16 protein-coding genes are annotated in these 11,488 nt (G+C 66.7%); 8 read left to right on the top strand and 8 right to left on the bottom strand.

Annotated features, from left to right (window positions below; genetic code table 11):
• Together U873_RS0109710 and U873_RS0109715 are read right to left on the bottom strand one after the other, a co-directional pair.
• Entirely contained in the window at positions 1–1,011 is a 1,011-nt protein-coding gene (locus tag U873_RS0109710; RefSeq protein ID WP_025128068.1) for a M48 family metallopeptidase, read from the bottom strand.
• A 44-nt stretch (positions 1,012–1,055) separates the two neighbouring features.
• On the bottom strand, positions 1,056–1,655 hold the full coding sequence (locus tag U873_RS0109715; RefSeq protein ID WP_025128069.1) for a LemA family protein: 600 nt from the start codon (positions 1,653–1,655) through the stop codon (positions 1,056–1,058).
• A 280-nt stretch (positions 1,656–1,935) separates the two neighbouring features.
• Here U873_RS0109715 and U873_RS0109720 point away from each other — a divergent pair, with 280 nt between their 5' ends.
• The 4 genes from U873_RS0109720 (at position 1,936) to U873_RS0109735 (ending at position 3,690) form a co-directional block, all read left to right on the top strand.
• Positions 1,936–2,367 carry a DUF4265 domain-containing protein gene (locus U873_RS0109720; RefSeq protein ID WP_025128070.1) on the top strand — a complete coding sequence of 144 codons (432 nt, stop codon included), beginning with the start codon at positions 1,936–1,938 and terminating at the stop codon, positions 2,365–2,367.
• A 60-nt stretch (positions 2,368–2,427) separates the two neighbouring features.
• Complete coding sequence (locus U873_RS0109725; RefSeq protein WP_025128071.1) at positions 2,428–2,820, top strand: Imm10 family immunity protein; 393 nt, start codon at positions 2,428–2,430, stop codon at positions 2,818–2,820.
• 77 nt (positions 2,821–2,897) lie between these two features.
• On the top strand, positions 2,898–3,236 hold the full coding sequence (locus tag U873_RS0109730; RefSeq protein WP_025128072.1) for an FKBP-type peptidyl-prolyl cis-trans isomerase: 339 nt from the start codon (positions 2,898–2,900) through the stop codon (positions 3,234–3,236).
• A 31-nt stretch (positions 3,237–3,267) separates the two neighbouring features.
• Complete coding sequence (locus U873_RS0109735; protein ID WP_025128073.1) at positions 3,268–3,690, top strand: NUDIX domain-containing protein; 423 nt, start codon at positions 3,268–3,270, stop codon at positions 3,688–3,690.
• A 14-nt stretch (positions 3,691–3,704) separates the two neighbouring features.
• Here U873_RS0109735 and U873_RS0109740 read toward each other — a convergent pair whose 3' ends face one another.
• The gene (locus U873_RS0109740; protein WP_029978295.1) at positions 3,705–4,727 is read right to left on the bottom strand and encodes a sensor domain-containing diguanylate cyclase; all 1,023 of its coding nucleotides are present in this window, start codon (positions 4,725–4,727) and stop codon (positions 3,705–3,707) included.
• Between the two features lie 207 nt (positions 4,728–4,934).
• On the opposite strand from U873_RS0109740, the gene U873_RS0109745 reads away from it, so the two are divergent.
• Positions 4,935–5,210 carry a metal/formaldehyde-sensitive transcriptional repressor gene (locus U873_RS0109745; RefSeq protein ID WP_025128074.1) on the top strand — a complete coding sequence of 92 codons (276 nt, stop codon included), beginning with the start codon at positions 4,935–4,937 and terminating at the stop codon, positions 5,208–5,210.
• Between the two features lie 10 nt (positions 5,211–5,220).
• On the top strand, positions 5,221–6,180 hold the full coding sequence (gene dmeF / locus U873_RS0109750; RefSeq protein ID WP_025128075.1) for a CDF family Co(II)/Ni(II) efflux transporter DmeF: 960 nt from the start codon (positions 5,221–5,223) through the stop codon (positions 6,178–6,180).
• A gap of 18 nt (positions 6,181–6,198) precedes the next feature.
• On the opposite strand, the gene U873_RS0109755 is transcribed toward dmeF, so the two are convergent.
• Positions 6,199–6,837: a LysE family translocator gene (locus U873_RS0109755; RefSeq protein WP_025128076.1), complete on the bottom strand. Its 639-nt coding sequence runs from the start codon at positions 6,835–6,837 to the stop codon at positions 6,199–6,201.
• Positions 6,838–6,956: 119 nt separating this feature from the next.
• Here U873_RS0109755 and U873_RS0109760 point away from each other — a divergent pair, with 119 nt between their 5' ends.
• Positions 6,957–7,910, top strand: coding sequence for a LysR substrate-binding domain-containing protein (locus U873_RS0109760; protein ID WP_025128077.1), 954 nt, complete (start codon positions 6,957–6,959; stop codon positions 7,908–7,910).
• Here the strand turns inward: U873_RS0109760 and U873_RS0109765 are convergent.
• From U873_RS0109765 to U873_RS0109780, 4 genes are all read right to left on the bottom strand, one after another.
• A complete protein-coding gene (locus U873_RS0109765) occupies positions 7,865–8,410 on the bottom strand; it encodes a GNAT family N-acetyltransferase (RefSeq protein ID WP_025128078.1) in 546 nt (181 codons plus the stop codon). The genes U873_RS0109760 and U873_RS0109765 overlap by 46 nt on opposite strands.
• A gap of 106 nt (positions 8,411–8,516) precedes the next feature.
• A complete protein-coding gene (locus tag U873_RS0109770; protein ID WP_025128079.1) occupies positions 8,517–9,011 on the bottom strand; it encodes a DUF1543 domain-containing protein in 495 nt (164 codons plus the stop codon).
• Positions 9,012–9,094: 83 nt separating this feature from the next.
• Positions 9,095–9,463, bottom strand: a complete 369-nt coding sequence (locus U873_RS0109775; protein ID WP_025128080.1) for an antibiotic biosynthesis monooxygenase — start codon at positions 9,461–9,463, stop codon at positions 9,095–9,097.
• On the bottom strand, positions 9,460–10,602 hold the full coding sequence (locus tag U873_RS0109780; protein WP_025128081.1) for a cytochrome P450: 1,143 nt from the start codon (positions 10,600–10,602) through the stop codon (positions 9,460–9,462). Before U873_RS0109780 ends, U873_RS0109775 begins: the two co-directional genes overlap by 4 nt.
• An 81-nt stretch (positions 10,603–10,683) precedes the next feature.
• Between U873_RS0109780 and U873_RS0109785 the strand changes: the two genes are divergently transcribed.
• Positions 10,684–11,439, top strand: coding sequence for a metalloregulator ArsR/SmtB family transcription factor (locus tag U873_RS0109785; protein WP_025128082.1), 756 nt, complete (start codon positions 10,684–10,686; stop codon positions 11,437–11,439).
• Positions 11,440–11,488: the final 49 nt, after the last annotated feature.

Below are 11,488 nucleotides of genomic sequence, written 5' to 3' on the forward strand. Positions count from 1 at the left end.
CTACAGGGTGGCAAAGCGTCCATCCCACTGCGGGTCCAGGCGCTGAATGCGCTCGGCCAGCGGCGGGTGGGTGGCGAGCAGGCGGCCCAGGCGCAGTTTCACCCCCTGGTGGAAGTACATGTGGCTGTATTGCCCGGCGCTGAAGGCGCTGATGCGCGAGCCCGCGCTGCAGCCGCCGATCTTTTTCAAGGCGCCGCAGATGCCTTGGGGGTTGCGGGTGAACTGCACGGCCGAGGCATCGGCGAGAAATTCGCGCTGGCGGCAGATAGCAGCCTTGATCAGGTTGCCCAGCAGGCTGCCCAGGGACCCGAGGATCAGCAAGGCCAGGCCCAGCACGGCAAAGACGATCTGCCAGATGAAGCGGTTGCGGTCGCTGGACAGGTGCTGCCGCTCGGCCTGGCGCAACAGCGCCAGGCCCGCCAGGCTGAACACCAGCAGCCCGTGGATCACCGATAGCAGCCGGGTGTTGAGGCCCATGTCGCCGTTGTGAATGTGGCTGAACTCATGGGCGATCATGCCTTGCAACTCGTCGCGGTCCAGGCGGCTGATGGCGCCCCGGGTGACCCCGAGCACCGCCTGTTCGGGGTCGAGGCCGGCGGCAAAGGCGTTGATCGAGTCCTCCGGCAGCACGTACACCCCGGGCAGGGTGGAACCCGAAGCCAGGGCCATTTCCTCGACGATGTTCAATAGCCGCTGTTCATGGATCCCCCGGGGGGCATGGTTGATCAGGCGCCCGCCGAGCAGTTCGGCGATCACCTTGCCACCGGCCCTGAGGCGCCAGGTCTTGTAGCCGCTGCCCAGCAGCACCACCAGCAGCATGATCAGCGCCACCACCGCGACTATGGTCCAGCTCAGCACCTTGGGCTGGCTGGACTCCTGCAGCAGCTCGCGTAGCAGCAGGCCGATGCCCAGGCTGCTGATGCCGATCAGGCAGCTCACGGCCAGGGCCATCAACAGCAGGAGCTTGAGGGTGCGATGCTTGGCGCGGGCCTGGTGCTGGAAAAACTTCATGCTTGTTTCCGCGGGACGAACGATGGGCCGCAAGGCCCGTGGAGTTACTGCCAGGAGACCTTGGGAGCGTCCTGAATCAGCAGTGTGTCGGCGAACTGCAGCAGCGCAGCGTCGTTGCGATGGCCGAGCAGGGCGGCGAAGAACAGCGCCGGCACACTGTGCTTGTAGAGGTTGTAGTGGGTCACCGCGTCGTTGAACGCCTGGCGCGCGAAGGCGACCTTGTTCTCGGTGCTGGTGAGCTCCTCGCTCAGTTGCGCCATGTTCTGCGAACCCATCAGTTGGGGGTAGGCCTCCAGGCTCAGGTGCAGGCGGCCAAGGGCGCTGTCCAGGGCGCCTTCGTCCTGGCCCAGGCGGGCGATCTTCTGCCTGTCGCCGGGGTGCGCCGCTGCCGATTGCAGGCTTTGCAGGGCATTGCTGCGGGCGTTGGCCACGCCGGTCAAGGTGTCGCGTTCGTGCTGCAGGTAACCCTTGGCGGTTTCCAGCAGGTTGGGAATCAGGTCATAGCGGCGCTTGAGCTGCACTTCGATCTGGGCAAAGGCGTTCTGCAAGCGATGGCGGCGGGTGGTCAGGGTGTTGTAGACGCTGGCGATGTACAGCATCAGCAAGGCGAGCAGCGCCACGGCGGCGATGTCGGCGGGGGCCATGGGATGTCCTTATCTGGGGCAGGCGTGGGGGCGCCATGGTAACGGAATAACCCCTTTGAGTGACACTGTGCCGTGCGCCTTTATGGGCGGCTGGCATGAGCGGCGAGGGCGCATGCGCCGCGCCCCGGTTGCGCCAATGCCTTGTGGGCAATGCACGGATTTCTCTCAGCAGCCCGCGACGAGTGTTGCCAAGGCGTGGCAATTCTGCGAAAAAGCGCTCCGCGTTCCGCGCCCCGACGGGTGGCAGGCAGCGTTCTTCTCAAAGCTCCAGGGACAGGTAATGGACAAGATCATGCTCAGGTTGTCGGTCGTCGACGACTATCCGCCGGCCACCACTGAAGGGGTCTGGGCCGAGCGCCAGGCTTCGGGGTTCTACCGGATCGCCAATATCCCGTTCTACTCCCAGGAGGTGTGCCTGGACGATGAGGTCGAGGTGCGGGTCGGCGACGATGGCCTCAAGTGGTTTCACCAGGTCGCCACCAGCAGTGGCAACAGCACCTTGCGCCTGGTGTTCATGAGCGCGGGCAGCGAGCGGATCACCGAGGTGCTGGAGCGGATCAACGCCCTGGGATGCACCTGGGAAGGGTTCAGCAAGCGCTTCTACTCAGTGAATGTGCCCGCCACGGTGCTGTTCGACGCCGTGCTTGAGTACTTGCTGGAGCCTTTCGAGCAGGAGTGGCTGGACTACGAATACGGCTTGGTGCGCCAGTGACGAAGTGCCAGCACGGGCGAGCGGCCGGGATGCACAGTGCGAGAAGAGGAGCAGGTCTTGATGAAGCTGATGTTTGATGCCGTGACCTACAGCGCCTACACCGAGGACGAGGTGTCCATCCTCGGCCTGGCCGATGACCCGGCCGAGCCCGGGCAGTACCTGCTGTTGCAGCGTGCGCAGGAGTGCGACGAGCAGGACCGGGCGCTGGGCATGGACACCTACTACGTCGAGCTGGGCGGGCAGGGCCTGGCCGGCTACGGCGGCATTGACCGGGTGCAGTTGGCGCCGGGCCATCTGACCCTGCAGTTCTCGCAGGCGCTGGCCTGGTGCCAGGGGCTGTCCAGCCTGGAGGTGCGGTGGCGCCCCGGGCTGGCGAGCCTCGAGCAACTGGAGGCGGCGCTGCAGGGAATCTTCGACGCCACGGGCACCTTGATCGCGACGCGCCATGAGTGATTGCCAAGGCGCGGCATTTCTGCGAAAAAGCCTCCCGCAGTCCCCGGACGGGGCAATGCTTTGCACGAGAGCGAATGATGAGTGACGAGTTGCAGGTGATCGATATCCAGCCGGGCGATGGCAAGGCGGTGGTCAAGGGGGCCCTGATCACGACCCAGTACCGCGGGTTCCTGGAGGATGGCACCAGCTTCGATTCCTCCTACGATCGCGGCAAGCCGTTCCAGTGCGTGATCGGCACCGGGCGGGTGATCAAGGGCTGGGACCAGGGGCTGATGGGCATGCGGGTCGGCGGCCGGCGCAAGCTGCTGGTGCCGGCGCACCTGGGCTATGGCGAGCGTTGCGTGGGCGCGATTCCCGCCAACGCCAACCTGATCTTCGAGATCGAGTTGCTGGAAGTGCTGACCCGGGACGACTGATACCGCGTCCGCGCCCTGAAAGGAAAAACCCATGCTGGCCAATAAAGCCTGTCCGGTGGTACTGCGGCGCCAGGGGGCGCTGGAGATCCTGGCATTCCGCCATCCCCTGGCCGGGCTGCAACTGGTCAAGGGCACACGGGAGCCAGGCGAGTCGACGAGCGCTGCGGCCCTGCGTGAGCTGGCCGAGGAGGCGGGTCTCGAGGGCTTGGCACTGCGCCCGTTGGGGCTCTGGCAGTGTGCCCTGACCGGCCAGACCTGGGCCTTCCATGAATGCCAGGTGGCGGATGGATTGCCCGAGGCCTGGAGTCATTTCTGCACGGATGACTCCGGGCACCTGTTCAGGTTTTTCTGGCATCCCCTGGCCAGTGAACCGTCGGATGAATGGCACCCGTTGTTCCAGGGCGCTCTGGCTTATCTGCGCCAGCAACTGCTCGGCGCGGCCGGCGACGCCTGACACGGGCGGCGGCCTTATTGCCCCAGCCGATACTGGTTGTTGCCGCTGCGCTTGGCTTCGTACATCGCCAGGTCGGCAATGTGCAGCAACTGGTCCATGCGCCCCGCATGGTCGGGAAACACCGCCACTCCCAGGCTGCTGCCGATGCTGTGGCGCTGGCTGTCGACCTCCACCGGCGGCGACAGCTGGCTGAAGATTTTCTCGCCAATGCGCCGGGCTTCCTCGTCCAGGTCGAGCCCGGGTGACAGGCCCTCGAGAATCACCACGAACTCATCGCCGCCAATGCGCGCCACGGTGTCGCTGGCCCGCAGGATGCCCTGCAGGCGCTGGGCGGTGGCGCTCAGCACCCGGTCGCCGGCGGCATGGCCGAACTGGTCGTTGATCGCCTTGAAACCATTGAGGTCGACGAACACCAGGGCCACCCGGGTCTGGTCCTGACGCGCCTGTTCCAGGGCCCGGGACAGGCGCTGTTCGAGCATCAGACGGTTGGGCAGGCCGGTCAGCGGATCGAAATGCGCCAGTTGCTGCAACTGGCGGGTGGAGACTTTTTCATCGGTGATGTCGCGCACCACCCCCATCATCTTGATGGCGGTGTCGTGCACGTTCTTCACCACGTTGCCGGTTTCCCGCAGCCAGTGAACGCTGCCATCGGGCCACACCACGCGGTATTCCTCGTCATGGTTCTCTCCGGTCTCCAGGCAATGCAGCTCGCCGGCACGGACCCGGGCCCGGTCATCCGGGTGCACGCAGGAGCAGAACAGCTCATAGGAGGGCACCACTTCACCGACCTTGAAGCCGAACATGCCGTAGATGGCTTCCGACCAGTACAGGCGCTGGGTGTCGACTTCCCAGTCCCAGGTGCCGATCCGCGCGAAGTACTGGCTGCGCTTGAAGCGCTCGGCATCATCGGGCGCGCCCTTGGCGAGGGCGCGATAGGCCCGCAGTTCGGCCTGGGCACGGCGTTCGCGATACAGCAGCCACAGGGCCAGCAGGGCTAGCAGCAGGGTCAGGCAGAGCAGGGACCAGACGGCAATCATCGGATTCTGGACAACATGGAAGGACAGGTCCTGAGGAAGGAGTAGCACTTGGCTATGTTAATCCACGGCAGTGGCCGGGCCGCAGTTATTTCTGTGGGACGAGCCGTTGATCCGTGGTTGCCGAGGGCAGCATTTTTCTCCCAGTGACTTGTGGCAGGCCAGATAAGGGCGCAGGATCTGCCTCATATAGGTATAGGGGGTAGGGGTATGTCGCATACGCAGGCACAGAAAGATCAGTTGCTGAAACGGGTCCGGCGCATTCTCGGTCAGGTCCAGGCCGTGGAGCGGGCGCTGGAGAGCGGCGCCGACTGCGGCAAGACCCTGCACCTGGTGGCCGCCACCCGGGGCGCCATCAGCGGGCTGATGGGCGAGATCATCGAGGCCCATGCCCTGGAGCATGTGGCCAACCCCGAGCTCAGCGACGCCGAGCGGGCCCAGGGCGTGGCTGAACTGCTCGCCGCCATTCGCCGTTATGCCAAGTAGGAGTGCACTGATGAATCTGTCCCAGCAGGCTGCCCGTCTCGCCCACGATCACCAGTTCCTCGGTGCTGATCATGATGACAATGCCCGGCGTACCCTGTGGGTGGTGCTGCTGACGGTGGTGATGATGGGGGCGGAGATCGTCGCCGGCTACGTCACCGGGTCCATGGCGCTGTTGGCCGACGGGCTGCACATGGCCACCCACGCCGGGGCCCTGGGCATTGCGGCGGCGGCCTATGCCTTTGCCCGGCGCCACGCCGGCAACGCCCGTTTCAGTTTTGGCACCGGCAAAGTCGGTGACCTGGCCGGCTTCGCCTCGGCGATCATCCTCGGGCTGGTGGCCCTGGGGATCGGCGCCGAATCCCTGCTGCGGTTGTTCCAGCCGACGGCGGTGGCCTTTGCTGAAGCCACGCTGATCGCCGTGGCGGGGCTGTTGGTGAACATCCTCAGCGCCTGGCTGCTGGGCGGCGGGCATGCCCATCACGGCCACTCCCATGATCACGAGCATCACGAGCATCACGAGCATCACGAGCATCACGAGCATCATCGGGCGCACGGCGACAACAACCTGCGTTCGGCCTACGTGCACGTGCTGGCCGATGCCCTGACCTCGGTGCTGGCCATCGCCGCGCTACTGGCCGGGCGCTACCTGGGCTGGGTCTGGCTGGACCCGGTGATGGGCATTGTCGGGGCGCTGGTGATCGCTCGCTGGTCCTATGCCCTGATCAAGTCCAGCGCGGCGGTGTTGCTCGATGCCAGCGACGCGGCGGTGGCTGCGCAGATCCGCGCCTCGGTGGAAGCGGCGGGAGACGCCAGCATCGTCGACCTGCACGTGTGGCAGGTCGGCCCCGGGGCCCGGGCAGCGATTGTCAGTGTGGTGGCCCAGGCTTCCCTCAGTGTCGAGGTGCTGCGCGCACGTCTTGCGTCGTTGCCCGGCTTGTCGCACCTGACCCTGGAACTGCGCAACGTCTGAGGCGCAATCCCGGGCGCCTTAGCTGACGCCCGGGCGGTACAGCTCCAGCAGTGAATAAACCAGGCCGACCACGGCCACCGCCAGCAGCACCAGGCTCGACAGCCCGGTCACCAGGCGCTTGTATTTCAGCGAGAAACCCTGGCGGGCCACCAGGATATAGGCCCCCAGCACGGCAAAATCGATCAGTACCCAGACCAGGGTCAGCAGCAGTGCACTGTGCTGCACCGAGCGGCTGACCTGGATGAACTGGGGGAAGAACGAGACAAAGAACAGAATGTCCTTGGGGTTGCCGATGCCCACCAGAAACCCGGTGGCCAGGCCCTTGCCCCGGCGCCGTGCAGCGCTGGCCGGGGCGTCTCCGTTGTCGGGCGTGCGCAGTTCGCGCAGCCCCTGCAGCGCCAGCCAGGCGATGAAGCAGCAGCCCAACAGGCTGATCCAGCTGATCAGGCGCGGGTCCAGGGCCAGTCCCGTGGTCAGCATCAGTACCGCCAGCAGGGCCAGCAGCAGCGAGGCGGCATGGGTGCCCAGGGCCGTCAGCAGGGCCTGGCGCGGACCGGCGTTGATGCTGGTGCTGATGATCAGCGTCACCACCGGCCCCGGGGTCGCCACCAGCATCAGCACACTCAGCATATAGGCCAGTAACAGCGATATATTCACATCCACGGACATTCACCTGATTCATTGCACAAGCGCTCAGCTTGGGGGCTTTGCCCTGCGTTGAAAAACGCAAAAAGCTGTGACCTACTATGATTATTAATCATCATGAGTGCCTGACGATGGTCGAGTCCCTACCGCCGCTCTATGCCTTGCGCGCCTTTGAAGTGGCGGCCCGTTCCAGCTCCTTCACCCGGGCGGCCGAGGAGCTGTCCCTGACCCAGAGCGCCATCAGCCGGCACATCCGCACCCTGGAGAGCCAGTTCGGCTGCCGCCTGTTCGAGCGCCATGGTCCACGGCTGGTGCTGACCGATACCGGACAGCGCCTGGCCCGGGAGCTCAAGGCCGGTTTTCGGATCATCGAGGACGCCTGCCTGCCGCTGCGGGTCAACAGTGGCCAGTTGCGCCTCAAGGCGCCCTCGACCCTGACCATGCGCTGGCTGCTCCGGGTCCTGGAACAGCTCAAGCGCGAGCATCCCGAACTGCCGGTGCAACTGGCCAGTGTATGGATGGACCTCGACCATGTGGATTTCTACGCCGAGCCCTACGACTGCGCGATCCTCCTGGGCAACGGCCAGTTCGGGGCCGGGGTCGAGGCCTGCAAGCTGTTCGATGAGTGGCTGGTTCCCGTGGGGCCGGCGCAAGCACCGGACGCAGCCCCCTGGACCCTGGAGCGACTGCAGCGTGCCGAACTGATCCACCCCTCGGCCGATCGCCGGGACTGGCGCCGCTGGCTGCAGGCCCAGGGCTTGCTGGAGCAGGTGCCCCTGGATCGGGGCAATGTGTTCGACACCCTGGACCAGGCCATCTCCGCCGCCATGGGCGGGCATGGCCTGTCGATTGCCGACCTGCACCTGGTGGCTCAGGACATTCGCCAGGGGCGGCTCAGCCTGCCGTTCCCCAAGGCACTGGCCTCGGGCGACGGCTATTACCTGGTATGGCTGCGCGACAGTCCGCGCCAGGAACGGATCGACCGCCTGCGCCAGTTCCTGCTGAGCCAGGTGCTGGACATCACCGACCTGCCGCTGAGCTACCTGGGCGCCGGTCCTGGCTCTGCCGATTCGGGCATGGCCTGACGGCGCACCATGACCCAGTCGCGCTGGGGATCGGCGCCGCACTGGAACAAGGTCTCACCGACCTTGATAAAACCGTTGCGCTGGTAGAAGCGAATGGCCCGGACATTGGTTTCGCTGACGGTCAGGCGCAGCGGCCCGGGTTGTTGCGCCAGGGTCTGTTGCAGCAGGTATTGGGCGGCGCCGCTGCCATGATGCTCGGCGGCCAGGTAGCAGCGGGTCAGCTCGGCGATGCCGTCGGCTTCGGCAATTGCCAAGGGTTCGGGCCGCAGGCTGATCAGGCTGTAGCCGATGATCTGCCGGTCCTGCAGCAGCACCCGCAGTTGCTTGAGGGGCGTCTCCAGCAGCGCGGCAAAATGCTCCGCTTGCAGGTGGTCGCGGATAAAGGCCTGGAGTTCTGCCGCCGGGGTGTCTGGCGGGCAGGCGAGGGCGAAGGTCTGGCGGGCGATCCGGCTCAGGTGCGGGCTGTCATCGACCCGGGCCGGGCGAAGGTGGAGGGGCATCGGCGGTTTCTCCCTGAAAGGCAGCGGCTGCGCTGGCCGATCATACCCCTGGGCGAGGGCGCCGCCGGCACCCCCGAGCATTTTTTAGCGACGCCAGGCTCCGGGGCTAGCCGAGGATGATGTAGTCGTTGTGCTGCACGATGCCCTGGTGCGGGCCGTGCACCAGGTGCACATAACGCCCGTCGACCAGGTCGACCGGCAGGCAGTCGTCGACATCCAGCAAGGCGTCGGTGTGGGGCTTGTGCCAGTGGGCGAGCATTTGCTGCTTGCCCTTGGCCTTGGCTTCGAGCCTGTCCCGGGCCACCACCAGCAGGTAACGATGAGCTTCACCGAAGGTGGCGGCCTCGTAGCCGCCCAGGTTGAGGAAAAACAGGCGTGGTGCATCGGCCGCCGGGGCCAGGGGGCTGAGTTCGAGCCGGTAGTCCTCGACCCCGTCGACCTTCATCCAGGAGTCGATGTGCAGGCCGGCGGGGCTGCCGAACCAGCCTTCGCGCAGTTGCGGGTAGGCGGTCGCAAGGCTGTCGGCAACCACGAACTGCACGTCGTGGACTTCGATCTTCGCTCTGGGGTGCTTGCCCCCCAGCATCACCACAAACAGCATGCTCACTCCTTTTTCGATGAACCGCGGCGCCGGCGGGCGCACCTTTTACCCCAGTGCGGCGCCGTTTGCCAAGACCGCCGGCTTCAATTGCTCGGCTCCTGCTTGCCGGGCCCATGGGCCTGGCGACTGTCCTCGGGGGCCTGCTCGCGTTGATGCAGGCCATAGTCGCGCAGCACCGTGGCGACCCGCAGGCGATAGTCGACGAAGATCCCCGTGCGTCCCTGGGACTGCGCCTGGCGATGGCACTCCAGGGTGCGCCATCGGGCCACGGCCTGCTCGTCGCGCCAGAACGACAGCGACAGCAGTTTTTCCGGCTGGCCGAGGCTCTGGAAGCGCTCGATGGAAATGAACCCGTCGATCCCGGCAAGCCGGGCGCCCAGGCCGGCGGCCAGCGCCAGGTAGTGCTCACGCCGCTCGGGGTGCGGCAAGACCTCGAAGATCACGGCAATCATGCGCTCACCTGCGGCCGGTCGCTGAACAGCGCGATGCGCCCGTTGACCGAAGGCAGGTAGTGCCGCTCGAGCTTCAGTTGGTTCAGCCCTGGCGACTGCAACAGGGCCTGCAGCAGGGTCTGGACGATGTTCAGCGCCAGCCCCCGGCCAGGGCACCGGTGCACGCCACTGCCGAAGCTGAAGCCCTGGTGGGCCGGGTCGCTGCCGGTGACGGCGGCCAGAGCCGGGTCATGGTTGGCGGCTGCCAGCAGCACCAGCAAGGTATCGCCGGCCTGCAACTCGACCCCATGCACGGTGCAGGGTTCGGCGACAAAGCGCCGGGTGTTCTGCACCGGCGGGTCCAGGCGCTGGCGCTGGATGAGCCAGGCACCGAGCTGGCCGGGCGCCTGGCGCAGGCGCTGGCAGAGCGCCGGGTCTGCGAGCAGGGCAACCAGGCTGTTGCCGATCAGCCCGGCGCAGGCATCGTGGGTTTGCCCCAGCAGACCCACCAGGTTGGCGCACAGGTCCGCCGGGCAAAGCTCGCCCCGCAGGCGCAGGATGCCGCTCAGCAGCGGGCTGTGTTCCTCGGCAGCCACCAGGGCCTGCATCTGGCCATTCAGGTACTGCGCGGCACTCTGGGCAGCCTGCAACTGGGCCGGATCGCTGAGGGGCGAGAAGCAGGCGACGAACTCGCTGGTGCGCAGGGCGAGTGCTTCACGCTGCTCGGCGGCCACTCCCAGCAGGCCGGCCACCAGCGCCACCGGCAGACGGAATTGCCAGCGATGCAGGTCGGCGGCGCAGCTCGGCGCCTCCAGGGCCGGGTGCCACTGGGCCAGGCAGGCCCTGAGGTCGACGCCTGCCAGGGCTTGCAGGCCGGGTTCGATGGCCGCGCGAGGGCAAGCGTGACGCTGGCCGTCGTTCATCCGCATCAGGCGGGCGAACAGCTCGCCGGCGGGGCCGCCTGCAATCGCCCGGGGCACCGCTTCATGGGCCGGGCGCACGCGGCAGGCCGGGTGATCGAGCACCGCGGCCACCGCCTCGGCACTGCTGGCGACCCATAGCCCGAGTCGGGAATCGTAGGTCAGGCCGCCCCGGGCGCGCAGGCGGGCGTAGTAGAAGTCGTATGGGTCAAAATGGGTAGCAGCGCTGATCGGGTCCATGATTTATCTCTTTGTTCGGCAGATATCCAGGTTGCTACTATCCTCATCCTTTCGAAGACATGATTCGTCAGGGAGCGAAATATGAATGCAGTGCAAAACGACCTGGGGGTATCCAATGTGGCGGCGGCGATCGCCGAGCCGGCCCGTACCCGGATGCTCTGTGCGCTGATGGACGGGCATGCCCGGACCAGCACCGAGCTGGCGGCGATTGCCGAGGTCAGCCCCTCCACCGCCAGCGCCCACCTGGCCAAGCTCAAGGATGCCGGCCTGCTGCGGCTGCAGGTCCAGGGCCGGCACCGCTACTACTGCCTGAGCGACCCGCTGGTGGCCCAGGCCCTGGAGGCGCTGATGGTGATCGGCCGAAGCAGCACGCCGAGCTTTACCCCACGCACGCCGGACCGGCTGCAGTTCGCCCGTACCTGCTACGACCACCTGGCGGGCACCCTGGGGGTGCAGTTGCACGACCGACTGCTCGAAGCCGGCTGGCTGCTGGCGGCCGAGGAGGGCGAGGAGTACCGGGTCAGCGACAGCGGCGTCGAGTTCTTCAAGAGCCTGGGCATCGAGGTGGCCGAACTGGCCACCCTGCGCCGGCGCTTCGCCTGCCCGTGCCTGGACTGGAGCATGCGCCGCCCGCACCTGGGAGGTGCCCTGGGCGCGGCACTGTTGCGGTCACTGCTGGAGCGCAAGTGGCTGACCCAGGACCTGGACAGCCGCGCCCTGACCCTGACCGCCACGGGCGGGCGCTACATCAGCAAGCGCTTCAGCATGGCCCTGATCCAGCCGTCCAGGCCGCTGTCGGCGTCTACCGCCCGGGAGCTGCAGCATCTGGGCGGCTGAGTCGCCTGGTGGGGGCCCGGCAGGAGCGCCCGGGCCTCCAGGGCCGAAG

Origin of the sequence: Pseudomonas sp. PH1b (assembly GCF_000633395.1) — a bacterium.
GTDB lineage: Bacteria > Pseudomonadota > Gammaproteobacteria > Pseudomonadales > Pseudomonadaceae > Aquipseudomonas.

Excerpts from the sequence above, each read along its gene's own strand:
- U873_RS0109730 (WP_025128072.1), top strand. The coding sequence starts at position 2,898 with ATGAGTGACGAGTTGCAGGTGATCGATATCCAGCCGGGCGATGGCAAG.
- U873_RS0109765 (WP_025128078.1), bottom strand. The coding sequence starts at position 8,410 with ATGCCCCTCCACCTTCGCCCGGCCCGGGTCGATGACAGCCCGCACCTG.
- U873_RS0109745 (WP_025128074.1), top strand. The coding sequence starts at position 4,935 with ATGTCGCATACGCAGGCACAGAAAGATCAGTTGCTGAAACGGGTCCGG.
- U873_RS0109775 (WP_025128080.1), bottom strand. The coding sequence starts at position 9,463 with ATGATTGCCGTGATCTTCGAGGTCTTGCCGCACCCCGAGCGGCGTGAG.
- U873_RS0109725 (WP_025128071.1), top strand. The coding sequence starts at position 2,428 with ATGAAGCTGATGTTTGATGCCGTGACCTACAGCGCCTACACCGAGGAC.
- U873_RS0109720 (WP_025128070.1), top strand. The coding sequence starts at position 1,936 with ATGGACAAGATCATGCTCAGGTTGTCGGTCGTCGACGACTATCCGCCG.
- U873_RS0109735 (WP_025128073.1), top strand. The coding sequence starts at position 3,268 with ATGCTGGCCAATAAAGCCTGTCCGGTGGTACTGCGGCGCCAGGGGGCG.
- U873_RS0109740 (WP_029978295.1), bottom strand. The coding sequence starts at position 4,727 with ATGATTGCCGTCTGGTCCCTGCTCTGCCTGACCCTGCTGCTAGCCCTG.
- U873_RS0109760 (WP_025128077.1), top strand. The coding sequence starts at position 6,957 with ATGGTCGAGTCCCTACCGCCGCTCTATGCCTTGCGCGCCTTTGAAGTG.
- U873_RS0109785 (WP_025128082.1), top strand. The coding sequence starts at position 10,684 with ATGAATGCAGTGCAAAACGACCTGGGGGTATCCAATGTGGCGGCGGCG.
- U873_RS0109710 (WP_025128068.1), bottom strand. The coding sequence starts at position 1,011 with ATGAAGTTTTTCCAGCACCAGGCCCGCGCCAAGCATCGCACCCTCAAG.
- U873_RS0109770 (WP_025128079.1), bottom strand. The coding sequence starts at position 9,011 with ATGCTGTTTGTGGTGATGCTGGGGGGCAAGCACCCCAGAGCGAAGATC.
- U873_RS0109780 (WP_025128081.1), bottom strand. The coding sequence starts at position 10,602 with ATGGACCCGATCAGCGCTGCTACCCATTTTGACCCATACGACTTCTAC.
- U873_RS0109715 (WP_025128069.1), bottom strand. The coding sequence starts at position 1,655 with ATGGCCCCCGCCGACATCGCCGCCGTGGCGCTGCTCGCCTTGCTGATG.
- dmeF (WP_025128075.1), top strand. The coding sequence starts at position 5,221 with ATGAATCTGTCCCAGCAGGCTGCCCGTCTCGCCCACGATCACCAGTTC.